The sequence below is a fragment of the Streptomyces sp. NPDC048644 genome, assembly GCF_043199105.1.
Lineage (GTDB): Bacteria > Actinomycetota > Actinomycetes > Streptomycetales > Streptomycetaceae > Streptomyces.
Map to the genome: position 1 here is coordinate 447,584 of NZ_JBICVO010000007.1, position 23,531 is coordinate 471,114.

Below are 23,531 nucleotides of genomic sequence, written 5' to 3' on the forward strand. Positions count from 1 at the left end.
GTTGCGCGATGAGAGACATAGTGGGAACGCCGGATCGGCGGCGTCAAGAGCCACGGCACTCACGCTTGGTAAAAGCGCGGGCAGCGAAGCGTAAGGATCGGGCCGCGCCCGACGTTCCGCGGGAATCGCTTGACGCACCGCCCCCGAGTCGGGATTCTGTTGCGCAGAGCGCTCCGCCGTGCACATAACGAAACTCAACTGTCCCGAACAGTAAGAGGGGTGCCCCGTGATTCCCGTCTGCCACCTCGAAGATCTCCCCGCCGGCGAGTCCGTACGGATCGACACCGCGCCGCCGATCGCCGTGTTCAACGCCGACGGCGCGCTGTACGCCATCGACGACACCTGCACCCACCAGGACGCCTCGCTCGCCGACGGCTGGCTGGAGGGCTGCCTGGTCGAATGTCCGCTGCACGCCGCCTCGTTCGACCTGCGCACCGGCGCCGCGACCTGCCTGCCGGCCCGCCGTGCGGTGCGCACCCACCCGGTCACCGTCGCCGACGGCATGATCTACGTCCACCACGCCGCCGAGGAGGGCACCGCCGCATGAACACCGTCACGGTCATCGGCGCCTCACTCGCGGGCCTCTACACCGCCCGCGCGCTGCGCTCGCAGGGCTTCGACGGCCGGCTGGTGATCGTCGGCGACGAACCACACCGCCCCTACGACCGGCCGCCGCTGTCCAAGGGCTTCCTCACCGGCGCGACCGGCCCGGGCCAACTCGCCCTGGCCGACGCGGAGGAGACCGCCGACCTGGACGCGGAGTGGCGGCTCGGCAGCCGCGCGGCCGGACTCGACACCGGCACCCGCACGGTGCGCATCGAGGGCGGGGCGCCACTGGTCACCGACGGCCTGGTCATCGCCACCGGCGCCACGCCCCGGCGGCTACCGGGCCCCGTCCGCACGGGAGTTCACACCCTGCGCACCCTCGACGACGCCCAGGCGCTGCGCGCGGATCTGACCCTCGGCCCCGCGCGGGTGGTGGTCATCGGCGGCGGCTTCATCGGCGCCGAAGTGGCCTCGTCCTGCGCCGCGCTCGGCCATGACGTGACGGTCGTGGAGGCCGCGCCGCTGCCCCTCGTTCCCCAGCTCGGCGACGCGATGGCGCGGGTCTGCGCCGCGCTGCACGCGGAGCACGGCGTCACCCTGCTCACCGGCACCGGCGTCGCCGGGCTGCGCGCCGACGGCGCCACGGACCGGGTGACCGCCGTGGATCTCGCCGACGGCCGCCGGCTGCCCGCCGACGTGGTCGTGGTCGGCATCGGCGTACGCCCCCGCACCGACTGGCTCGAAGGCTCCGGGCTGCCGCTCGACGACGGGGTCCGCTGCGACGCGGGCTGTGTCACGCCGGTGCCCGCGATCGTGGCGGTGGGCGATGTGGCCAGGGCGGACGGCTGCCGCGCCGAGCACTGGACCAGCGCGACCGAACAGGCGGCCGTCGCCGCCCGCAACCTCCTGGCGGGCGCCACCGTCGCCACCCACCGGAGCCTGCCCTACTTCTGGTCCGACCAGTACGGCGTCCGCATCCAGTTCGCCGGCCGCCGGCTGCCCACCGACACCCCGCGCATCATCGATGGCTCCCCCGACGACCGCAGCTTCCTCGCCGCGTACGAACGCGACGGACGCACCACCGCCGTCCTCGCCCTCAACCGCCCCCGCCCCTTCATGCGGCTGCGCCGCGAACTCGCCCGGGAGGTGGCGGTGGTGGGCAGCTGAGGGCGAGTCCGCGCCATTCATTCAACTTAGGTAAGGCTAAGTACACTTGGGTCAGGGGGCTCTGCACGAACACACCCAAGGAGCGAACATGGGAAGCCTCAGCGGAAAGGTCGCCCTGGTCACCGGCAGCAGCCGGGGCATCGGACGAGGCATCGCCGAACGCCTGGCCCGGGACGGCGCGCTGGTCGCCGTGCACTACGGCAGTAACGAGGCGGCGGCAGAGGAGACCGCCGCTGCCATCGCCGATGCCGGTGGGCGGGCGTTCATCGTGGGCGCCGAACTGGGCGTTCCCGACGACGTGGACACACTCGTGGCCGGTCTTGAGGCAGGACTTCGCGCTCACGGGGAACCGGCGATCGACATCCTGGTCCACAACGCGGGGCTCAACTTCATGGGGCGGCCGATCGAGGTGCTCACCCCTGAGGAGTTCGACCGGATGATCGCGGTCAACGTCAAGGCACCGTTCTTCCTCACCCAGCGGCTGCTGCCACGGCTGCGCGACGGCGGCCGGATCATCAACATCTCGTCCGTCTCCACCCGCATCGCCTCGGCCCACGGCATCGGCTATCCGCTCACCAAGGGCGCACTCGAAGTGTTCAGCCACACCCTGGCCAAGCACCTCGGTCCCCGCGGCATCACCGTCAATTCCGTCGCCGTCGGCTTCACCCACACCGACATGACCGCCGACGTGCTGGCCGACCCGGCGAACGTGGAGCGCAACATCAGCCTCACCGCACTCGGCCGGATCGGCCAGGTCCCTGACATCGCCGACGCGGTCGCCTTCCTGGCCACCGATGATGCTCGCTGGATCACCGGCACCAAGATCGACGTGACCGGCGGCGTCAACCTGTAGCGGCAGTTCACACCGCTGTCGGCGGCTCCTGGCGGGCCAGCCGCCGGTCGATGGCGCCGGCAGCGGTGCGCAGCATGCGGATGGCCTGGTCGAGGAACGGGTTGGGGCGGAAGCCGCCCTCGGCGCAGATATGGAAGAGCGAGCGGGCCGCGTCGGCGCCTTCGCGGTAGCAGATCCAGCGACGAGAGCCTCCAGGTGATGAGCAACCAGCAGGCCGCCGCCGGGTAGCCGGCGCCGTCCCCGTAGGCCCCGCCCCCGTCCCGCCGCTCGGCGCGTACGGGGGCGGGGCCGCGCGGTTTTTGCGGCCTGCGGGCGGTTCGGGTGAAGTCGCAGGTCGGCGCGAGTGTCGCCGCCTTTCGCTGACGGTACGTCAGGAAAGAAGCCGGCCGACTCGCCGCGCGACCCTTGCCAAGCCGAGATAGTACGTGTTCGGATTATCTCTGTCGGTTGCCCCACACCAGGGGCATCGCCGCAGCTCAGAGCATGTCCGCAGGCAAGATTCAGGCCGGTCGCCCGGCGTCGGCCCGGCGACCGGAGCACCGTCCGCGACTCCCCGATCCGTGCCGATCCCCGTACCCGCCCGCTGCCAACGCCCGACTCCGCAGCGCTGCACCGGCCGCCGCATCGCGACCGCCCCCGCTCGTCGAGCCCCGCACCGTTCAGGAGGTCTCCCGTGTTCGCTCTCTCGTCCGTCGACCTGCTCGACGCCTTCACCCGCCAGCTCCGGCTCTGCAAACTCCGCGAAGGCGAACACGTCGTGGTGCTCGCCGAACCCGAGAGCCGCGGCGATTACGTCGCCGCGGCGTTCGGCGCGGCGAAGGCGTGCGGCGCCCACGTCATCGCCGCCACCGTGCCGGGCGGCACCCCGGCGCCCATGCCGAGCACCCGCACCGGCGCCGGGCCCGGCCTGACCTCCGTGCTCCGCGACACCGCGGCGCAAGACCTCCTCAAGTCCGCCGATCTGGTGGTCGACCTGACCCGCGAGGGCTTCATCCACGCCCCTGTCCAGCAGGAGATCCTGCGCACCGGCACCCGCATCATCTTCGTCTGCGACGCCCCCGAGGTCCTGATCCGCAACCTCCCCGACCCGGCCGACAAGGACGCGGTGCTGCGCGGCGTCGAGCTGCTGAAGCGGTCGTCGGTGATGCGGATCAGCTCGTCGGCCGGCACCGACCTGACCGTGCAACTCAGCGGTTCCCAGCCGGAGTTCCAGTGCGGCTTCGCCGACGACCCGGGCCGCTGGGACCACTGGCCCAGCACGATGGTGCTGTGCTGGCCTGAGATCTCCGACGGGCAGATCGTGCTCGCGCCCGGCGACATCCTGCTGCCGTTCAAGGAGTACGTCCGCGAGCCGGTCACCCTCCAGATCGCCGGCGGGCACATCGAGAAGGTCAGCGGCGGCGCCGAAGCCGCCCTGCTCACCACCTTCTTCGACGACAGCAACGACACCTGGGCGCGCAGCCTCTCCCACATGGGCTGGGGCCTGATGCGCAGCGCCGACTGGTTCGCCACCGCGATGTACGGCAAGAACGAGCTGATGGGCATGGACGCCCGCGCGTTCGCCGGCAACTTCCTGTGGTCGACCGGCCCGCACCCGGTGCTCGGCCGCGAGTCGTACGCGCACCTCGACATCGCGATGCGCGGCTGCTCGGTGACGGTCGACGGCACGGACGTCGTCGTGGCGGGCCGGCTCACCGAGGACGGCGGCTGAACCACCGGCCGCGCCCGAAGGACCACGGCGGCCCGACCGCCGCACCGCTGACACGCCTTGGAGGAAACGTGGTGCCCAGCCAGTCGTACGAAGTCACCATCGCCGGCGGCGGACTCGGCGGCCTGACCGCCGCGCTGGCCCTGCGCCACCGCGGCCTGCGGGTCACCGTGCTGGAAGCGGCCACCGCGCTCGGCGAGGTCGGCGCCGGCATCCAGACCGCGCCGAACGCCAGCCGGGTACTGCTCGGCCTCGGCCTGCGCCCGCAGCTGGAGGCCATCCACACCGAACCGCTCGACCAGGTCAGGCGGCGCTGGCAGGACGGCAGCGTCATCGGCCAAACCTCGCTCGGCCAGTTCTGCAAGGACAGGTTCAACGCCCCGTACTGGCACTACCACCGGGCCGACCTGCACCGCGTCATCATGGACGCCTGCCGGGATCCGGCGGGCCCCGGTCCCGTCGTCGACATCCGCACCGCGAGCCGGGTCACCGCACTGGACCGCAGCCGCCCCGAGCGGCCGGTGGCCGTCACCGACGACGGCCGGCGCTTCCCCTCCGACGTGGTGATCGGCGCCGACGGCATCCGCTCACAGGTGCGCGAGCTGATGGGCGCGCCCGACACCCTGTGCTTCTCCGGCGAGATGGCGTTCCGTGCGCTGATCCCCGGCGACCTGATCGCCGCCGACCCGGCGACCCGCTGGCTGGTCGACCGCTTCCAGAGCACCATCTGGTACGGGCCCGAACGCCATCTGGTGCACTACATGATCCGCGGCGGCGAATACCTCAACATCGTGGCGTGCGTGCCGTGCACCGACGAGGTCGCCGAGAAGTGGTCGGTCGCCGCCGCCCCGCAGGACCTGGTGGACGCCTTCCCCGGCTGGGACGACCGGGTGCCGGCGATGCTCTCGAAGGCCAAGGAGAACGTGAGCTGCTTCGCCCTCCATCACCGGCGGCGCGACCCGGTGTGGATGGACGGGCGGGTGGCGCTGCTCGGCGACGCCTGCCACGCCATGCTCCCGTACCAGGCGCAGGGCGCGTCGCAGGCCATGGAGGACGCGGCGGTACTGGCCGAGGAGCTGGGCGCGGTCACCGTGTCAGAGGTGGAGGGCGCCCTGCGGCGGTACGTCGACCGGCGCGCCAAGCACGCCGGGATGGTGCAGGAGGCGTCGCTGCGGAACAAGACCTTCTACCACTACCCCGACGGACCCGAACAGCGGGCGCGGGACGCGAAGTTGCGGCGCTTCGACGGCGAGTCCGACCTCTCCTACGACTGGCTGTGGGGCGGCTCGCCGCTGCACGACGCCGATCCGGTGGCGTTCTCCTACCAGTTCGCCCGCTGAGCCCGGCGGGCCCGGACGCCCCGCCCCCGTACCGCCGCACGACCCGTACCGCCGCACGAAATGGAGGAGCATGAAACCCGCCCCGTTCCGCTACCACCGGGCCCGTGACACCGAAGGCGCCGTCCGGCTGCTCGCCGAACTCGGTGACGAGGCCAAGGTCATCGCCGGCGGCCAGAGCCTGGTCGCGATGATGAACTTCCGGCTGGCCAGGCCGCGGCACCTCGTCGACATCGGCGGGCTGCGCGCCCTCGACCACCTGGGCACCGATGCCACGGGCGCGCTGCGCATCGGGGCGCTCACCACCCACCACACCGTCGAGACCGCCCCGGCCCGCGCGTTGGGCCCCGGCTTCGATGTCCTGCGCGCGGCCATGGGCTGGATCGGCCATCTGCCGATCCGCACCCGTGGCACGGTGGGCGGCAGCATCGCGCACGCGGACGCCACCGCCGAGTGGTGCCTGCTCGCGGTCGCCCTCGACGCCGCGTTCCACGCCCACGGGCCGCGCGGGACGCGCCGCATCCCGGCGGCCGAGTTCTTCTTCGGCTCGTACACCAACGCGCTGGACCCGGACGAGCTGCTCACCGAGATCGTCTTCCCGCGCCCCGCCCCGCATGCCGCGCTCACCGAATTCGCCGAGCGCAGAGGCGACTTCGCGATCGTCTCGGCCGTCGTCGACCTGGACCTGGCGGGGGAAGAGGTGCGCGGCGGGCGGGTGGCGCTGGGCGGGGTGGCGCCGACGCCGGTACGGGTGCCCGATGCGGAACAGGTGCTGGCGGCGGGCGGCTCGTTCGCCGACTGCGCGGAGGCCGCCGCTGCCGCCGCCGACCCGCCGGACGACGCCAACGGCAGCGCGGACTTCCGGCGGCGCCTGATCGGCACGCTGGTACGGCGCGCCTGTGAGGAGGCGAGGGACCGATGAGCGCGACGGCGGGAGCACAGCTGCCACACGACGCGGAAGGACCGCTGGTCGGGCGGTCGGTGGCGCGCCGGGAGGACCCGCGGCTGCTGACCGGGCGCGGCCGGTTCGTCGACGACATCGCGCTGCCCGGCATGCTGCACGCCCAGTTCGTCCGCAGCACCGTCGCCAACGGCGTACTGACCGGCGTCGACCTCGACGCGGTGCGCCGGGTGCCCGGGGTGATCGCCGCGTTCACCGCCGACGACCTGGAGCTGGGCGACATCACCGCCCAACTCGGCCGACCTGCGGAGGAGTTCGTGCCGACGGCGATGCCGGTGCTGGCCCGTGACCGGGTCCGCTACGTCGGCGAGCCGGTCGCCGTGGTCGTGGCGCGCGACGCGTACGCCGCCGAGGACGGCCTGGAGGCCGCCAGGGTCGGCTACGCCGTGCGGACGCCGGTGACCTGCGAGGCGGACGCCCTCGCCGACGGGGCGGAGCTGGTCCACGACGAGGCGCCGCGCAACACGCTGGTCGACGTGTCGCTGTTCGCCACCGAAGGCATCGACGGGATCTTCGCGTCCGCGGACTGCGTGGTGCACGTCGAGTCGCGCACCGGGCGGCAGAACGCGCTGCCGCTGGAGACCCGGGGCGCGGTGGCGCACTGGGACGACCGCGAGGAGCAGCTGGTGCTCCAGACCTGCACCCAAGTACCGCACCAGGTACGGACGGTGGCCTCGCGCTGTCTGCGCCTGGACGAGCGGGCGGTGCGGGTCATCGTGCCGGACATGGGCGGCGGCTTCGGGCAGAAGTGCGTGGTGGGCAGGGAGGAGATCGCCACCGCTGCCGCCGCGCTGCGCCTGGGCCGTCCGGTGAAGTGGATCGAGGACCGCAAGGACGCGCTGACCGCGTCGTTCCTCGCCCGCGAGCAGCACTACGACGTGCGGGCCGCATTCGACGCCGAAGGGCGGATCCTGGGCCTGGACGCGGACGTGGTGTGCGACATGGGCGCCTACTCCTGCTATCCGTTCACGGCGGGCATCGAGCCGCTGATGGCGGCTGCGGAGATGCCGGGGGTCTACACCGTGCCCGCCTACCGGGTGCGCGGCCGTGCGGTCGCCACCAACAAGGCGCCCACCGCGCCGTACCGCGGGGTCAGCCGTCCGCAGTACGTGATGGTGGTGGAGCGGCTCTTCGAGCGGGCGGCGCGGGAGCTGGGCATCGACCCGGTGGAGATCCGCCGCCGCAACCTCATCACCGACTTCCCCTACACCGGCGTCAACGGCATCACCTACGACCCCGGTTCCTACCTGGAGTCGCTGAACCTGTGCGAGCAGACGCTGCGGGACGAGGGCTGGTACGAGCGGCAGGCCCTGGCCGCCGCCGGCGGCCGGCACCTCGGCATCGGCTACTCCTGCTTCAGCGAACGCACCGGCTACGGCTCCACCGCGTTCGCGCAGCGCAAGATGGAGGTGGTGCCAGGCTTCGACATCTCCGAGGTCCGGATGGACACCGGCGGCGCGGTGACGGTCACCACCGGCACCATGAGCCACGGGCAGAGCCACGAGACGACGATGGCGCAGATCGTCGCCGACGCGCTCGGCCTCGACCTCGCCAAAGTGCGCATCCACCAGGGCGACACGGACCGCGTCACGTACGGCTGGGGCACCTTCGCCAGCCGGTCGATCACCGTCGGCGGCAGCGCGGTGCGGCTCGCGGCGGGCAAGCTCGGCGAGAAGCTGCGGCGGCTCGCCGCGGCCCGCTGGGACATCCCGTGGGAGGAGACCGTAATCGGCCGCGGCCGGGTGCACCGCCGCGACGATCCCGCCACCGCCCTCACGTACGCCGAACTCGCCGACACCGCCTACCTGAAGGCGCATCTGCTGCCCAAGGGCATGGAGCCAGGGCTGACGGCGACGGCCACCTTCGACGTGTTCAACGACGGGACGTTCTCGAACGCCACCCACGGCGTCGTCGTCGAACTCCACGAGGGCACCGGGCAGGTGGAGATCCTGCGGTACGTCTGCGTCGAGGACTGCGGGGTGGCGATCAACCCGCAGGTCGTGGCGGGCCAGTGCCGGGGCGGCATCGCCCAGGGCATCGCGGGCGCGCTCTTCGAGCAGGTGACGTACGACGCGCAGGGCGAGCCGTCGGCGACCAGCTTCATGGACTACAAGGTGCCCACCGCGCAGGAGATCCCGGACGTCACGATCCGGCACCTCGAAACGCCGTGTGCCTTCAGCGGGACCGGCGCCAAGGGCGCGGGCGAGGGCGGCACCATCGGCGCGCCGGCCGCGGTGCTGAACGCCGTCAACGACGCCCTGCGCCCCACCGGCGTCGAACTCGACCACACACCCGTCACCCCTGAGGCGGTGCACCGCGCACTGCGCCGCACCCTGGAGCGCACCTGATGACCGAAACCCCCATCGATACCGCGTCGGAGCGGCAGTTGCTCGCCCTTGACGTCAACGGCACCGAGCACGAGGTGCTCTGTGAGTCGCGCCGCACCCTGGCCGACGTGCTCCGCCACGATCTGCGGCTGACCGGCACCCACGTCGGCTGCGAACACGGCATCTGCGGTGCCTGCACGGTACTGGTGGACGACCGGCCGGCCCGCGCCTGCCTGATGTTCGCGGCACAGGCGGAGGGCGCCAGGATCCGCACCGTCGAATCGCTGTCCGGCGGCGACGACGGGCGGCAGCTCAGCGATCTCCAGCAGGCGTTCCGGGATCATCACGGCCTCCAGTGCGGATTCTGCACCCCCGGGTTCCTGATGCTGGCGGAGGGGTTCCTCGCCGAGCGGCCCGACGCGGACCGGGCGCAGATCCGCGAGCTGGTGGCGTCCAACCTGTGCCGCTGCACCGGATACCAGTCCATCGTCGACGCGATCGACGGCTGCGCCACGGCCCGTCGCGCCGGAGCAGCCAGGAAAGCCGAAAAGACCGGGCAAGCCGAAGAGACCGAGCAAGCCGAGCAAGCCGCGGGGGCCGTCAACTCCGCGGGAGCCACGGAAGAGGAGCGGTGATGCAGCTCAGCAACACGGTGCCGGTGGCGGCACCGCCCGACGAGATCTTCGCGCTGCTGAACGACGTACGGCGGGTGGCGTCCTGTATGCCGGGCGCGGTGCTCGACGGGCAGGAAGGCGACGCCTGGCAGGGCCGGGTCACCGTGCGGGTCGGCCCGATCAGCGCGGCGTACACGGGCACCGTGCGGTTCCTGGAGGCGGACGCCGGGCAGCGGCGGCTGCGGGTGCAGGCGCGCGGCGCCGACACCCACGGCAGCGGCGACGCGGAGGCCGAGGTGACGCTGACGGTGGCCGAGACGCCGGACGGCGCCCGGCTCGACATGTCCACGGACCTGATCATCCGGGGCAAGCTCGCCCAGTTCGGCAAGGGCGCCATCGGCACCGTGTCGAACCGGATCCTCCAGCAGTTCGCGCAGAACCTCGGCAGTCTCCTGGACCAGGACCGCACGGCGGGCGGCGCGGCCCCGGCGGCTGCCCAGGCCACGCCCGCCGCGGCCCCCGCACCCGCACCCGCGCTCGACGGCCTCTCGCTCCTCGCGGGCCCGGTGCCCGCCAAGTACGGGCCGCTCGTCGCCGCCTTCGCCTTCGGCGTGTTCGAGGGCTGGCTGCTGGGCCGGCTGGCCGGCCTGCGCCGGGAGCTGAAGGAGGCGGGACGCCGATGAGCACCGGCCGGTACGGCGACGCCACCGACGCCACCTACGCACGCGCCGGGTTCGGGGCACGGGTACGGCGCGGCGACCGCCCCGCGATCGTCGTCGTCGACCTGACCCGCGGCTTCACCGAAGACCGCTTCCCCTCAGGCGCCGACCTCACCGAAGTCGTCGGCGCCACGGCCGAGTTGATCGAGGCCGCGCGTCCTTCCCGGGTACCGGTGCTCTTCACCGCCCTCTCCTACACCCCGGCCGAGGCGGCAGGCGACGGCGTCGCCTGGCTGCACAAGGCGCCCGGCATGCGGGCACTCGTCGAGGGCAGCGACGCGGTCGCCGTGGATCCGCGGCTGCCGCGCCGCCCGGAGGACGTCCTGCTGCTGAAGAAGGGCGCATCGGCGTTCTTCGGCACCTCGCTCGCCGCGACCCTCACCGCGCTCGGCCGCGACACCGCGGTGATCTGCGGCGCCACCACCAGCGGCTGCGTGCGCGCCACCGTGGTCGACGCGGTGCAGTCCGGATTCCCCGTACTGGTGCCCCGCACGTGCGTGGGCGACCGCGCGCAGGGGCCGCACGACGCGAGCCTCTTCGACATCCAGGCCAAATACGGCGACGTCATCGGCCAACAGGACGCGCTCGCCTACCTGGCCGGCCTGCCCACCCCCTGACCACTCCCCCACCGTCCCTGAGGAGGTTCCCGTGCCGCACCCCCAGCGGTCCGTCCCGCAGTCCGCGCTCGCCGATCTCGCCGACATCCCGGCCACCAGCCGATGGGCCCGCTCCGGTACCACCCGGCTGCACGTCCTGGACTACGGCGGCGCAGGGCCCGCCCTGCTGATGCTGCCCGGCATCACCAGCCCGGCCGTCACCATGGACTTCGTCGCCCGCGAACTCACCGATCTGGTACGCCCGTTGGTCGTCGACGTCCGGGGCCGCGGCCTGTCGGACGGCGGCGGTGCGTACCGCCTGGAGGATTACGCCGAGGACACCGAGGCCGTCGTGGCGGGGCTCGGCCTGCACCGGCCGCTGCTGTTCGGGCACTCGATGGGCGCGCGGATCGTGGCGGCCGTCGCCGCCCGCGGCAAGGTGGCGACCGCCGGGAGCGTGCTGGCCGACCCGCCGATGAGCGGTCCGGGGCGCGCGGCCTACCCGACGCGGCTTGCCGCCTTCCTCGATCAGCTGGCGCAGGCCGAACGCGGCACCGACGCCGACGAGGTGGCCGCTTCCTGGCCGCGCTGGCCGCGCCGCGAACAGGAGCTGCGGGCGCGCTGGCTGGCCAGCTGCGAACGCCGGGCGATCACCGCCACCCACGAGGGATTCGAGACGGAGGACTTCTTCGACTGGTGGCCCGCGGTGGCCGGTCCCGCGACCCTGCTGTACGGCGCGGACAGTCCGGTGGTCACCGCCGACGGTGTCGCCGAGGCCCGCGCACTGCTCCCCTCGGCCGCGTTCGCCGCCGTCCCGGACGCCGGGCACATGATTTTCTGGGACAACCCGCCCGCCGCGCTCGCCGCCCTGCGCGCCGCGCTGCGCCCGATGACGGCGTGATCGTACGGGCCCGGCGGGAGCGGCCCGCGGTGCACCTGACCACCGTGATTGAGTTGGCCCATGGCTGACGAGTCCGCTTTCCCCGAGTCCGTTCCCGCGATCCCCCAGGCACTGACCGCCGCCCCCGGCTACCAGGTACGCCGCCTCTACCAGGCGTACCTGGCGGTGTGGGTGCGCGCGGTCGATCCGACGCTCACAGGACCGCAGTTCGCGGTGCTGACCGCCGTGGAGGCGGCACCCGGCCGCGACCAGCGGTCGATGGCGTCGGCGGTGGCCCTGGACACGTCCACGATGGCGGACGTGGCGCGGCGCCTGGAGAACCGCGGCCTGATAGTCCGTCGCACCGCCGCCGCCGACGGGCGGCGCAAGCTGCTCTTCCTCACCGAAGAGGGCCGCCGGACACTGCACGACGCCCGCGACCGCGCGCGCCAGTTGGACGAGCGGCTGCTCGCCCCGTACGGCGCGGAGCAGCGCCCTGACCTGATGCATCTGCTGACATCCCTGGCCGACCACTGGGAGAGCCTGGCCGGGGACTCCTGACGCACCCGTCCCCGCACGGGTGCCTCGTCCCGCACCGCTTCGAGGAGGAACCCGTGACGGACCACCACATCGGCCTGATCGTGCCCAGCTCCAACCTGACCATGGAGACCGAGCTGCCGCGGATGCTCGGCGACCGGGAACGCGAGCTGCCCGGCGACCGGTTCGTCTTCCACAGCAGCCGGATGCGGATGCGGCACGTCACGCCGGAGGAGCTGCGCGAGATGAACGCGCAGACCGAGCGGGCCGCGCTGGAACTGGCCGACGCCCGGCCCGACGTGGTCGCCTCCGCCTGTCTGGTGGCGATCATGGCGCAGGGGCCGGGACACCACTGCACGGCCGAGGCGGAGATCGGCGCCGCGCTGCGCGGTCAGGGCGCGCAGGCACCGGTGGTCACCAGCGCGGGCGCGTTGCTGGACGGCGTGGCGGCGCTCGGCGCGCGGCGGATCGCGGTGCTCACTCCGTACCTGAAGGACCTCACCCGGCTCGTCGTCGACTACATCGAGGACGCCGGGGTCGAGGTGGTCGACGCGTTGAGCCTGGAGGTACCGGACAATCTGGCGGTCGCCCGGCTCGACCCGGAGGATCTGCGGGAGCACTGGCGCAGGCTCGATCTGCGGCGGGCGGACGCGCTGGTGCTGTCGGCCTGCGTACAGATGCCGTCGCTGGCCGCGATCCAGCCGGTGGAGGACGCGGCGGGACTGCCGGTGCTGTCGGCGGCGACCGCCACCACCTATCGCGTCCTCGGCGCACTCGGCCTGGAGACGCGGGTACCCGGGGCGGGCCGGCTGCTCCGCGGCGACCTCCCCGGCCGCGCGCAGACGCCCGCCATTTCTACGAGCCCCACAGATCAGACATAACGCCATAAATACCCTCAACTCCCGCCTCCGTCCGGCCCCTCCATCCCCACCGATACCGAAACGTGTCATAAATATCCCTTCCGCCAGACAACCGCTGAAGCAGACAAACCCTCTGTATGGGTGGCGGGGGAATGCAGGTGCCACGCGGTCGTGTGCCGCAGGTCTTGGCCCCGTCACTGTCAGTTGGCCTGATCTGGAGGAACCCGTGCTCGCCGCACCACGTCGCCAAGCCGTTCGCTGGATACCCGTCGCCCTGGTGGCGGCCACATCGCTGACCGCGTGCGGGACGAGCGCGGCCTCCTCGCAGGCCACGGAGCCCGCGGCGAAGGTGACGGTCACCCCCGCGGGCGGCAGCAAGTCAGCCAAGCTCGGCTCCCCGATAGCGATACGGGCCGACGGTGGCAAGATCACCGCCGTCGACGCCAAGGACGACAAGGGCACGGCGGTCTCCGGCCGGCTCTCCGGGGACGGGACGTCCTGGAAGTCGAACGGCAAGGTGCGGCCCGGCACCACCTACACCGTCAGGACCTCCACGACCTCCGACGGCGGCAAGAAGGCCGCCGCGACCTCGGAGTTCACCACGGCGGAAGCCGACCGGGTCAACAAGCTCACCAACACCCCGTCGAACGGTCAGACCGTGGGCACCGGGATGCCGGTCTCGATCCTCTTCGACAACCACATCGCCAAGGACCGCCGCGCCGACATCGAGAAGGCGCTGAAGGTCACCACCCAGCCGAAGGTCGAGGGCGCCTGGGGCTGGGTCACCGACTACGGCGGCAACGACCGGATCGACTGGCGTCCGAAGACCTACTGGCCGGCCGGCACCAAGGTGTCGGTCAAGGGCGCGCTGACCGGCCTCGACTCCGGTGAGGGCGGCTGGTTCGTCCGCGACTACAACTTCGGCTTCACCATCGGGGGAGACCACAAGGCCGTCATCGACGTGCCCGCGCACACCCTGACGATGTACGCGGGTGGCCGCAGCGTCGGCACCATCAGCGGTTCGGCCGGCTCGCCCGAGGCCCCCACCCGCGGCGGCGTGCACACCGTCCGCAGCAAGAACGCCGCGGAGACGATGGACTCCGCGACCATCGGCTACGGCAACCAGTGGATGCTGGACTCGAAGTGGGTCACCCACCTGACCGCTTCGGGGACGTTCCTGCACTCCGCGCCGTGGAACAAGTCCCTCGGCGTGGTCAACAACAGCCACGGCTGCTTCGGCATGAGCACGTCCGACGCCAAGCGCGTCTACGACTTCCTGCCCGTCGGCTCCACCGTCGAGGTCAAGGGCACGAGCAACACGGAGAAGACCGACGTCGGCAACGGCCTGGAGGTCTGGCAGGAGAGCTGGCCGCAGTGGCAGCAGCGCAGCGCGCTGAAGTAGCCCGATGACGGACGCCGGACGGCCCCGTTCACCTGCCACACGGCGGGTGGGCGGGGCCGTCCCGCGTCCGGGGGGCGTCCTCACGGCGGGTGGCGGGCGGTTGTGCAGGGGCCGTAACCCCGGATGATCTCCCCGTGTGACACCCGGGTAACGGCGGGATCGTACGGTCGACCCGGAGATTCGACGACGAGAGGGGCCGCACGTGACCGCACCGGAACCGCAGCCGGAACCCGCCACACAGGTGCGGACGGTGTGCTCGTACTGCGGGGTCGGCTGCGGGATCGTGCTCGACATCGGGACCGACGGCACGGGACGGCGCTCGGTCCGCAAGGTCTCGGGTGACAAGGCGCATCCGGCCAACGCGGGCCGGCTGTGCACCAAGGGCGCGACCAGCGCCGACCTGCTCACCGCCCCGGGGCGGCTGACCCACGCGCTGGTCCGCGGCGAGCGCGGCGCCGAACCCGTGCCGTCGGCGATGGAGAGCGCGGTCAAGGAGACGGCACGGCGGCTGCGGGCGGTCGTCGACACGCACGGCCCGGACGCGCTGGCCCTCTACGTATCGGGCCAAATGACGCTGGAGGCGCAGTACCTGGCGAACAAGCTCGCCAAAGGCTTCGTCCGCACCGGCTGGATCGAGTCCAACTCCCGGCTGTGCATGGCGAGCGCGGGCAGCGGCTACAAGCTGTCGCTCGGCGCCGACGGCCCGCCCGGCTCGTACCGGGACTTCGAGCACGCGGACGTGTTCCTGGTGACCGGCGCCAACATGGCCGACTGCCACCCGATCCTGTTCCTGCGGATGATGGAGCGGGTGAAGGCCGGCGCGAAACTGATCGTGGTCGATCCGCGGCGCACCGCGACGGCCGCGAAGGCCGACCTGTTCCTCCAGATCAAGCCGGGTACGGACCTGGCGCTGCTGAACGGGCTGCTGCATCTGCTGGTGGCCGAAGGGCGTACCGACCCGGAGTTCATCGACGCGCACACCGAGGGCTGGGAGGCGATGCCCGCCTTCCTGGAGGACTATTCCCCGGCCGCCGTCGCCGCGCTCACCGGCCTCGACGAGGCCGACATCCGGCGGGCCGCCCGCTGGATCGGCGGGGCCGACGCGTGGATGAGCTGCTGGACGATGGGGCTCAACCAGTCCACGCACGGCACCTGGAACACGAATGCGCTGGTCAACCTGCATCTGGCGACCGGTGCGATCTGCCGGCCCGGCAGCGGCCCGTTCTCGCTGACCGGCCAGCCGAACGCCATGGGCGGCCGGGAAATGGGCTACATGGGACCGGGGCTGCCCGGCCAGCGGTCCAGCGCGGTGGCGGATGACCGGGCCTTCACCGAGGAGTTGTGGGGCCTGGCACCCGGAACACTGCGGGCGGACACCGCCGGCACCGGGACCGTCGACATGTTCCGGCGGATGGCGGACGGGGAGATCAAGGCCGCCTGGATCATCTGCACCAACCCGGTCGCTTCGGTGGCACACCGCAAGACCGTCATCGAGGGCCTGGAAGCCGCCGAATTCGTCGTGGCGCAGGACGTGTTCGCCGACACCGAGACCACCGCGTACGCGGACGTGGTGCTGCCCGCCGCGCTGTGGGCGGAGGCGGAGGGGGTGATGGTCAATTCGGAGCGCACCCTCACGCTGGCGCGGCAGGCCGTCGAGCCGCCGGGCGACGCCTGGCCCGACTGGCGGATCATCGCGCGGATCGCCTGCGAAATGGGGTACGAGGACGCCTTCGGCTACGACAGTGCCGAAGAGGTCTTCGAGGAGATCAAGCGGGCCTGGAACCCGAAGACCGGCTACGACCTGCGCGGCGTGAGCTATCCGCGGCTGCGCGAGACACCCGTCCAGTGGCCCAGCGCCGCCGCCGACGGGCCGCACCGCAATCCGGTGCGCTATGCCAACGACGGTGTCAGCCAGACCGCGGCACAACGGCCGGACGGCACCCGGCCGCGCTGGTGGTTCCCCACCCCCACCGGGCGGGCCGTCTTCCACGCCCGCCCGCACCTGCCGCCCGCCGAGATGCCGGACGACGACTACCCGTACGTCCTCAACACCGGGCGGCTGCCGCACCATTGGCACACGCTGACCAAGACCGGCAAGGTCGCCAAGCTCAGCAAGCTCGCCCCCGGCCCGTTCGTGGAGATCCACCCGCAGGACGCGCGGGCGCTGGGCGTCGCCGACGGCGAGCCGGTCGAGGTCTCCTCACGGCGCGGGCGCGCGGTGCTGCCCGCCCGCGTCACCGACCGGGTGCGGCCAGGTGACTGCTTCGCGCCGTTCCACTGGAACGACCTGTTCGGCGAGTACCTCAGCGTCAACGCGGTCACCCACGACGCCGTCGATCCGGTCTCCTTCCAGCCGGAGTTGAAGGCGTGCGCGGTGTCGCTCGCCAAGGTGGCGTCGCCGCCGCACCCGGCGGGCCCCGAAGACCCGGCCGTGCTGACGTCCGGCGGAGCTGACGGGGGCGCGGGCGGTCCTCTCCACGGCGGGGCGCCCGGTGCGCGCAGGTCGGGCACCGCGGCGGCGCTGGCCGAGGTGTTCGGGACCGGCGCCTGCGGGCCGCCCGCACTGGCCGAGCAGGAGCGCCGGTACCTGGACGGCTTCCTCACCGGTCTGGACGCCGGGGCGCCGTCCGGCACGCCGGTGCTGCCCGGCCATGCGCCGCTCGCCCCTGACCACGCGGTCTGGGTCAACGGCGTGCTGGCCGGCATGTTCTCCCGCATCCCCGGACAGCCCGCCGGACCCGAGCAGCCGTCCGATACATCCGGTCCGTCCGCCGCATCAGGTCCCTCCGATCCATCCGGTCCATCGGCCCCCTCCGTCCGGGACGTTCTCGTGCTGTGGGCCTCGCAGACCGGCAACGCCGAGGAGGCCGCCGCAGCCGCGGCCCGCAGGCTCGCGGACAGCGGACGGACCACGCGCCTGCTGTCCATGGCCGACGCCGCGCCGTCGGCCCTCCCGGAAGCCACCGACCTCCTCCTGGTCACCAGTACATCGGGAGACGGTGACGCGCCGGACAACGGAGTGGGATTCTGGGAGTCGCTGAACGGCCCCGACTCGCCCCGCCTGGACGGCGTGCGCTACTCCGTGCTGGCGCTCGGCGATTCGTCCTACGACGACTTCTGCGGACACGGACGCCGGCTCGACGAGCGGCTCGACGCACTGGGCGCCCGCCGCATGGCACCGCGCACGGACTGCGAACCCGACTACGAGGAACCGGCCCGGCAGTGGCTTGACCGCATACTCGGCGCGCTGGCCGGGCCCGAACAGCAGGCGGCGGAGACCGAGCAGCCGATGGCGGGCACCACGTCCGCGCGGCCCCCTGCCGAGACCGGCGGCCCCACGAAGGCGGCGCCCGCGACCGCCCGGCTGACGGGCAACCGGCTGCTGAGCCTGCCGGGTGCGACCAAGGAGGTCCGCCAATTCACGCTCGACACCAGGGAGTTGGGCACCCCGCTCGGCTATGAGGCCGGTGACGCGCTCGGCGTGCAGCCGCTCAACTGCCCCGATCTGGTGGCGGAGTGGCTGGCCGTGACCGGACTCGACGCCCGCACCGGCGTCGAGGTGGCCGGGATCGGCACGGTGCCGCTCGGCGAAGCCCTGCACCGTCACCTGGACATCACCAGGATCACCCCCGACCTGCTCAGGCTGGTCGCCGACCGATCCGCCGACCGCGTCGTCAAGAAGCTGCTGCGCCCCGGCAACAAAGGGGAACGCGACCGGTGGGCGTGGGGCCGGCAGGCCGTCGACGTCATCGCCGAGCACGCGGTGCGCGCCACGGCAGCGGAGTGGGCGGCGGTGCTCAAGCGCCTCCAGCCGCGGCTGTACTCCATATCGTCGAGTCCGCTGGACGATCCGCACCTGATCCGGCTGACGGTCTCCGTCGTCCGCTACGACACCCCGCACGGCCGCCCCCGCAAGGGCGTCGCCTCCACCTTCCTCGCGGACGCCGCGCCGGAGCGCCCGGTGCCGGTCTTCGTCCGGCGCTCCCCCCACTTCAGGCCGCCCGCCGACCCCGCCACGCCGATGGTGATGGTGGGCCCCGGGACCGGCATCGCCCCGTTCCTCGGCTTCCTCCAGGAACGCCGCGCGCGCGGCGACCGCGGCCCCAACTGGCTGTTCTTCGGCGAGCAGCGCCGCGCCACCGACTTCTACTACGAGGACGAACTCGACGCGCTGCGTGCCGACGGCCTGCTCACCCGGCTGGACACCGCGTTCTCCCGCGACCTGCGGGCCAAGGTCTACGTACAGGACCGGATGCGCGAGCACGGCAGCCGGCTGTGGTCCTGGCTCGATGACGGCGCGCACCTCTACGTCTGCGGCGACGCGTCCCGGATGGCCGGGGACGTGGACCGCGCACTGCGCGACATCGCCGTCACCCACGGCGGTCTGGACGAGGACGCGGCGGCCGGATACGTCAAGCAACTGGCCGCCGACAAGCGGTACGTGCGCGATGTGTACTGACGGCGGACGACACGGGAGCGGTGGACGCCGCCGCTCCCGTGCCGTCCGCCCCGGGAAACCTGGGGAACGCCCTACCCGAGTTCCAGGCTCGTGACGCCGTACGTCAGCTCCTCCTGGACCGAAGGAACCGGGCCGGTGTACATCCGCACGGTGTGCGAACGGGCCGTCAGGCCACGGCCGGTGGCCAGTTCCCGCGCGGCGTGCCGGGGCTCGGGTATGTCCAGGCTGACCTCTTCGCCGGAGCCTGTGGCGGCGGTGAGGCTGTCGAAGAGCGCCGCCGCGTCGTCGGCGGTGTCGGCGAAGAGCGGGCCGATGCGGTGGCCGTCGCGGGCGGGGCGGATCACGCCGTATCCGGCGACGCGGCCCGCGCGCAGCAGGACCCTGGTGTGGTGGCCGGGGGCGGTCAGCCAGCGGGCGATGAAGCCGTGCCGGTCGGCGGGGAAGCACCGGCGGTCGTAGGCGGCGACCGCGTCGAGGTGGGCGGCGGTGAACGGTACGGCGTCCGGGTCGAGCGCGGTGGGTGTCGCGGGGCGCCCGGTGTACCGGAGGGTGTCGTGGGCGGCGGTGAATCCCGCGCGGGCGTAGGTGGCCTGCTGGGCGGGGACCGCGTCGAGGCCGATGGTGCGGCGGCCTGCGTGCGGGACGGCGGCGCGCCAGGTGGCCAGGCCGAGGCCGGTGCCCCGGTGGTCGGGGTGGACGAGGTAGTAGCCGAGGAAGGCGTAGTCCGCGGAGTAGGTGACGACGGAGACCGCGGAGACGGTGCGGTCACCGAGGCGGCCGGTGAAGAATCCGTCGGGGTCGGTGGGGTGGAAGCACGCGGTGTCCCCGAGGCCGGGGTTCCATTCCTCCTGGGCCGCCCATTCCTCGATCTCGCGCCATTCGTCCAAGGAGGCGGCGCCGACGGCGAGTTGGCGTGCGGTGGTCGGTGGGATGGCGGTCTCGCCGGTGCGGTGCATCGCTGGTGTACGTCCCTTCAGGTGGGGCCGGGCGGAGCGGCAGGGGTGCGGGGTGCGCGGCGGTCCGCCGCGTGCTGCGCGCCCCCTGCCGCTCCGTCCGTGGTCCGGTGCGCGGTCAGATGAGGTCCATGGCGGCGACCTCGTCGGGGCGGCCGTAGCTGACCGGTCCCTGGAAGCGCCGGCGGGCGGTGGCGAACCACCAGACCGTGGCGATGATGAGCACCACCGCGAGGGCGATGGGCGCGTAGTTGAACGATTCGGGGGTGATCGGCGCGGCCTGCGGCAGCATGAACAGCAGGTTGCTGATCACGATCCAGGCCACCGCGATCGCGGCGACGACCTTGCCGTAGCGGCCGAGGTTCCACGGTCCCGGCTCGAAGTCGTTGAGCCGCAGCCGCAGGAAGATCGGCACGCCGTAGGCGAGGAAGAGGCCGACGACGTTGACGCTGACGACGGCGGTGAAGGCGGTGTGCGACCACCAGCCGGGCAGGACCAGCACGAGGGGGCAGGCGGCGGCGAGCCATACCGCCTTGACGGGGGTGCGGGTGCGCGCCGAAACCGAATGCCACCAGCGGGAACCCGGCATCGCGCCGTCCCGCGAGAAGGCGAAGATCTGCCGGGTATTGCTGGTCATGTTGGCGAGTCCGCAGAACAGCATGGCGCCGATCACGATCAGCAGGAGCAGCTTGGCGGTGCTCACTCCGAGCGCGTCGATGAGAATCTGCACGGGCGGTGCGTCCGCGCTCGCGGCGTGTCCGTAATCGCGGATGGCGTACACCAGAGCGAGCATGAGGATCAGTCCGGTGATCGCGGAGCAGGCGATGGCCCGCATGATCCCGCGCGGTGCGTTGACGGTGGCCTTCACGGTCTCTTCGGACATGTGAAAACTGCCGTCGAAGCCGGTGAACGTCCAGCTGGTGACGAGCAGCCCGAGCATTCCGCCGTAAATCCCGTTGGTGAAGCCGGTGTTGTTGGCGAAATGGGTGACGAACGACGGCGACTGATGACCCGTCGGAATCAGCGCGAGGGCGGCGACGATCACCACCATGCCGATGAGCAGCCACCACACGGAAATCCGGTTCAGCACGGCCACCAGCCGCACCGTGTAGGTGTTGGCCAGAGCCTGGATGAAGAGGATCACCGCGGTGAGTCCGACGGTCTGCTGGGGCGTCGCCTCGTAGGAGGGCCACTGCATGGCGATGAACGCCTGGATGAAGGTGGCGGCGGCGAAGTTGGTGGCCGCGGTGCCGCCCACCTGACCGACGAAGTTCAGCCAGCCGGTGTACCAGGACCAGGCGCCACGGTGGCGTTTGGCGAGCTTCCCGGCCGAAAAGTACAGGGCGCCGCTCGTCGGGTAGGCAGAGGCGATTTCGCCCATGGCGGCGCCGACGAACAGCACCATGATCGATACGCCGATCCAGCCGAACACCAGAATGCGCGGGCCGCCCGCGTTCATTCCGAAACCGAAGGAGGAGAAGATTCCGGAGATGATGTTGATGATGGTGAAAGAGATCGCGAAGTTATCAAAGGCGCGGAACCTGCGGGTCAATTTCCGCGGATATCCCATCGCATGCAATGTCGCGTCATCGTCGAAAGTGTCGGAATCCGCGCGGTGCGGGGATTTCGCACGAGCCGTAGATATACGCTCGGACACAACCGTAACCTTTCTGACAGGGCTGATAGGAAGACTTCGGTGGGGGAATCGCAGTCGTGCTATCGGCGCTGTCGTTACCCGTCGCGTCTCACGAATGCGTTCATCTGTACCTCCATCCGTTCAGGCAGCTCCAGGAATAGGAAGACCGCATGAACGTCTCGCCTTCGTCAATTGCTCTTCCGGTTTCCCGAAAGCACTCCACGGCATGCGGGCCGCATAGGGCCCCATCGCCGTGAAAACTTCGCGCGCCTCGAATTCATGCTTCGCCATGAAAAGCGCATGCGCGAGGTACGAGAGGTCGAGCACGGGGGTGAACCTGTACCCGGCCGTGAGCGGGAACCACTGGCGGTAGATGCCGAGCGCGGTGCTGATCCACTGCGGCTGTTCCCAGGTGCGGTCGGCCAGCAGGGCGGTCGGGTCGTACTCGTCGACCAGGGCCACCAGCGGCAGCAGCCGCAGCGCCGACGAGGCCGCGGCCCGCTGGCTCAGGAACGCGGCCACGTCCCAGCTCGCGCTCGCCGAACCGCCGTTGCGGGTGAAGAAGAAGGACAGGAACCTGTGGTGCGCCTCGCGGTGCCAGGGGTCGAGCCGGAGAATGTGCGCGAACAGATACCACGGTCCTGTCGGCGCCGTGAGGAGTCCCTGCGGGGCCGGATCCTGAGGTCGTTGAAATCGCGACAAGGCCAGCTGACAGACCCATGGAGTGGGGTCATCCGGCAGCATCTGCGCGGCCCGCTCCCCCGCGGTGCGCGCGATACGTACCATCGCCTCTTGCCTGCGGTCATCCGTTTCGGCCATACGCAATGCCCGGATCATCGCCACGCGTGCCCACAGCAGTGCCGCCTCCGGTCCCGGCTCTTCCGAAATCCAGCGCTCCGCCAGGTCCGAGTCGGCGGCTTCCGATGCCAGCACCAGCGACCTGTGGGCCCTGACCTCGAAATCCCCCCGGGTCTCTTTGAGCGCCTCATGGGCACCGAAGTACCGGCCGGCCCTGACATCGATACATGCCTGCGCCAACTGCCGGTCATTGGCCGCCGGACTCCACACGTACTGCCCCTCGAATGAGCCAGCCGCCATGATCCCCTCCCGGTCCCGAAGGCGTCATCATCCACCCGCTCACATTTCGTCCACGCCTAATTCAGCCGGATCGTTTCCCCCGGTCCGACGATGGCGGGGCACACCCTACTCACCAACAAGTGATAGCGAAAATAGTCGCCTGGAATATCGGGTTCCACACCATTTGCGCCGCCCATACGAGGCGGAATCCCGCTGCTCTCCCCCACTAGTTCCGCTCTCTTGCCATTCCATAGCCCGTGCGCTATGCGATTGGCATATTCACTTCTCCTCGGAATCTCCACATCTGACGTGATGTCACCCATCGGGGCCGTCGGACCGGAGGCAGGGCGACGGAAATCGGCCCGGCGGCGCGACGAGCGACCGATCACCCGCGCAGCCACTCCGACACCAACACGGGCGCGCATGCGTGATGCACCGTCAACTCCCCTTGAGTCAAGGAAGGTTCAACAGGTCCGTCGGCAGGCCCACTTGACGCCCTCACCAGGATGTTCCCTCCGGGAAGAAAGATCCCGAGGGGCTCTAATGCGCCAAAAATGGCGCACAGGACATCGTTAACCCGTTCGTAGTATTGCTTTTCATTGACACGGACTTGGCGATCCTTTTACCTTCGGAACGTGCGGCATCGGCAAGGTCAGCGCCGCACCCCCACACACACTTCGGAGGCCCGGCATGGAAGCTCTCATCAAAAAGATGGCCCAGGACGAGATCTGGCAGGGCTGGGTGGCCGCCAACTCCGCGGGAGCGGCGGCGAAGAACGGCTGCATCAGCGCCACGCCCAAGTCCGGCTGCATCAGCGCCGCCCCCAAGTCCGGCTGCATCAGCGTGGCGAAGGCCGGCTGTATCTCCTGACCCGGCCCGACCGCGCCACGGACACGGGC

The 23,531-nt window shown here is 71.5% G+C and carries 19 protein-coding genes; 16 read left to right on the plus strand and 3 right to left on the minus strand.

Annotated elements, in window-relative coordinates; translation table 11 throughout:
* The first annotated feature begins 226 nt into the window (after nucleotides 1–226).
* From ACGFNI_RS19120 to ACGFNI_RS19190, 15 genes are all read left to right on the plus strand, one after another.
* On the plus strand, nucleotides 227–547 hold the full coding sequence (locus ACGFNI_RS19120) for a bifunctional 3-phenylpropionate/cinnamic acid dioxygenase ferredoxin subunit (RefSeq protein WP_393685175.1): 321 nt from the start codon (nucleotides 227–229) through the stop codon (nucleotides 545–547).
* Nucleotides 544–1,713 (plus strand): NAD(P)/FAD-dependent oxidoreductase, encoded by a 1,170-nt coding sequence (locus ACGFNI_RS19125; protein WP_393685177.1) that lies wholly within the window; start codon nucleotides 544–546, stop codon nucleotides 1,711–1,713. Before ACGFNI_RS19120 ends, ACGFNI_RS19125 begins: the two co-directional genes overlap by 4 nt.
* An 88-nt stretch (nucleotides 1,714–1,801) precedes the next feature.
* Entirely contained in the window at nucleotides 1,802–2,566 is a 765-nt protein-coding gene (locus ACGFNI_RS19130; protein WP_393685179.1) for an SDR family NAD(P)-dependent oxidoreductase, read from the plus strand.
* Between the two features lie 673 nt (nucleotides 2,567–3,239).
* Nucleotides 3,240–4,277 (plus strand): hypothetical protein, encoded by a 1,038-nt coding sequence (locus ACGFNI_RS19135; protein WP_393685181.1) that lies wholly within the window; start codon nucleotides 3,240–3,242, stop codon nucleotides 4,275–4,277.
* A 68-nt stretch (nucleotides 4,278–4,345) separates the two neighbouring features.
* A complete protein-coding gene (locus ACGFNI_RS19140) occupies nucleotides 4,346–5,614 on the plus strand; it encodes an FAD-dependent monooxygenase (RefSeq protein ID WP_393685183.1) in 1,269 nt (422 codons plus the stop codon).
* 70 nt (nucleotides 5,615–5,684) lie between these two features.
* A complete protein-coding gene (locus tag ACGFNI_RS19145; RefSeq protein WP_393685185.1) occupies nucleotides 5,685–6,533 on the plus strand; it encodes an FAD binding domain-containing protein in 849 nt (282 codons plus the stop codon).
* Nucleotides 6,530–8,920, plus strand: a complete 2,391-nt coding sequence (locus ACGFNI_RS19150) for a xanthine dehydrogenase family protein molybdopterin-binding subunit (RefSeq protein WP_393685187.1) — start codon at nucleotides 6,530–6,532, stop codon at nucleotides 8,918–8,920. Before ACGFNI_RS19145 ends, ACGFNI_RS19150 begins: the two co-directional genes overlap by 4 nt.
* Nucleotides 8,920–9,534: a (2Fe-2S)-binding protein gene (locus ACGFNI_RS19155; protein ID WP_393685189.1), complete on the plus strand. Its 615-nt coding sequence runs from the start codon at nucleotides 8,920–8,922 to the stop codon at nucleotides 9,532–9,534. Before ACGFNI_RS19150 ends, ACGFNI_RS19155 begins: the two co-directional genes overlap by 1 nt.
* On the plus strand, nucleotides 9,534–10,196 hold the full coding sequence (locus ACGFNI_RS19160) for an SRPBCC family protein (protein WP_393685191.1): 663 nt from the start codon (nucleotides 9,534–9,536) through the stop codon (nucleotides 10,194–10,196). The genes ACGFNI_RS19155 and ACGFNI_RS19160 overlap by 1 nt, the downstream gene beginning before the upstream one ends.
* Nucleotides 10,193–10,849: an isochorismatase family protein gene (locus ACGFNI_RS19165; RefSeq protein WP_393685192.1), complete on the plus strand. Its 657-nt coding sequence runs from the start codon at nucleotides 10,193–10,195 to the stop codon at nucleotides 10,847–10,849. The genes ACGFNI_RS19160 and ACGFNI_RS19165 overlap by 4 nt, the downstream gene beginning before the upstream one ends.
* A 31-nt stretch (nucleotides 10,850–10,880) precedes the next feature.
* A complete protein-coding gene (locus tag ACGFNI_RS19170; RefSeq protein ID WP_393685194.1) occupies nucleotides 10,881–11,729 on the plus strand; it encodes an alpha/beta fold hydrolase in 849 nt (282 codons plus the stop codon).
* Between the two features lie 60 nt (nucleotides 11,730–11,789).
* A complete protein-coding gene (locus tag ACGFNI_RS19175) occupies nucleotides 11,790–12,269 on the plus strand; it encodes a MarR family winged helix-turn-helix transcriptional regulator (RefSeq protein WP_393685196.1) in 480 nt (159 codons plus the stop codon).
* Nucleotides 12,270–12,322: 53 nt separating this feature from the next.
* Nucleotides 12,323–13,126, plus strand: coding sequence for an Asp/Glu racemase (locus ACGFNI_RS19180; protein ID WP_393685198.1), 804 nt, complete (start codon nucleotides 12,323–12,325; stop codon nucleotides 13,124–13,126).
* Nucleotides 13,127–13,331: 205 nt separating this feature from the next.
* A complete protein-coding gene (locus ACGFNI_RS19185) occupies nucleotides 13,332–14,507 on the plus strand; it encodes an Ig-like domain-containing protein (protein ID WP_393685199.1) in 1,176 nt (391 codons plus the stop codon).
* A gap of 202 nt (nucleotides 14,508–14,709) precedes the next feature.
* A complete protein-coding gene (locus ACGFNI_RS19190; protein WP_393685201.1) occupies nucleotides 14,710–18,966 on the plus strand; it encodes a molybdopterin-dependent oxidoreductase in 4,257 nt (1,418 codons plus the stop codon).
* A 71-nt stretch (nucleotides 18,967–19,037) separates the two neighbouring features.
* On the opposite strand, the gene ACGFNI_RS19195 is transcribed toward ACGFNI_RS19190, so the two are convergent.
* The 3 genes from ACGFNI_RS19195 to ACGFNI_RS19205 form a co-directional block, all read right to left on the minus strand.
* The gene (locus ACGFNI_RS19195; RefSeq protein ID WP_393685203.1) at nucleotides 19,038–19,922 is read right to left on the minus strand and encodes a GNAT family N-acetyltransferase; all 885 of its coding nucleotides are present in this window, start codon (nucleotides 19,920–19,922) and stop codon (nucleotides 19,038–19,040) included.
* 115 nt (nucleotides 19,923–20,037) lie between these two features.
* Nucleotides 20,038–21,489, minus strand: a complete 1,452-nt coding sequence (locus ACGFNI_RS19200) for an amino acid permease (protein ID WP_393685205.1) — start codon at nucleotides 21,487–21,489, stop codon at nucleotides 20,038–20,040.
* A 207-nt stretch (nucleotides 21,490–21,696) separates the two neighbouring features.
* Nucleotides 21,697–22,653, minus strand: a complete 957-nt coding sequence (locus ACGFNI_RS19205) for a hypothetical protein (RefSeq protein WP_393685207.1) — start codon at nucleotides 22,651–22,653, stop codon at nucleotides 21,697–21,699.
* Nucleotides 22,654–23,322: 669 nt separating this feature from the next.
* On the opposite strand from ACGFNI_RS19205, the gene ACGFNI_RS19210 reads away from it, so the two are divergent.
* Complete coding sequence (locus tag ACGFNI_RS19210) at nucleotides 23,323–23,502, plus strand: hypothetical protein (RefSeq protein WP_393685209.1); 180 nt, start codon at nucleotides 23,323–23,325, stop codon at nucleotides 23,500–23,502.
* Nucleotides 23,503–23,531: the final 29 nt, after the last annotated feature.

Bases quoted from the DNA above. Each gene is read 5' to 3' on its own strand.
- ACGFNI_RS19205 (WP_393685207.1), bottom strand. From the start codon at position 22,653: ATGGCGGCTGGCTCATTCGAGGGGCAGTACGTGTGGAGTCCGGCGGCC.
- ACGFNI_RS19200 (WP_393685205.1), bottom strand. From the start codon at position 21,489: ATGGGATATCCGCGGAAATTGACCCGCAGGTTCCGCGCCTTTGATAAC.
- ACGFNI_RS19195 (WP_393685203.1), bottom strand. From the start codon at position 19,922: ATGCACCGCACCGGCGAGACCGCCATCCCACCGACCACCGCACGCCAA.
- ACGFNI_RS19145 (WP_393685185.1), top strand. From the start codon at position 5,685: ATGAAACCCGCCCCGTTCCGCTACCACCGGGCCCGTGACACCGAAGGC.
- ACGFNI_RS19210 (WP_393685209.1), top strand. From the start codon at position 23,323: ATGGAAGCTCTCATCAAAAAGATGGCCCAGGACGAGATCTGGCAGGGC.
- ACGFNI_RS19175 (WP_393685196.1), top strand. From the start codon at position 11,790: ATGGCTGACGAGTCCGCTTTCCCCGAGTCCGTTCCCGCGATCCCCCAG.
- ACGFNI_RS19150 (WP_393685187.1), top strand. From the start codon at position 6,530: ATGAGCGCGACGGCGGGAGCACAGCTGCCACACGACGCGGAAGGACCG.
- ACGFNI_RS19130 (WP_393685179.1), top strand. From the start codon at position 1,802: ATGGGAAGCCTCAGCGGAAAGGTCGCCCTGGTCACCGGCAGCAGCCGG.
- ACGFNI_RS19155 (WP_393685189.1), top strand. From the start codon at position 8,920: ATGACCGAAACCCCCATCGATACCGCGTCGGAGCGGCAGTTGCTCGCC.
- ACGFNI_RS19165 (WP_393685192.1), top strand. From the start codon at position 10,193: ATGAGCACCGGCCGGTACGGCGACGCCACCGACGCCACCTACGCACGC.
- ACGFNI_RS19125 (WP_393685177.1), top strand. From the start codon at position 544: ATGAACACCGTCACGGTCATCGGCGCCTCACTCGCGGGCCTCTACACC.
- ACGFNI_RS19160 (WP_393685191.1), top strand. From the start codon at position 9,534: ATGCAGCTCAGCAACACGGTGCCGGTGGCGGCACCGCCCGACGAGATC.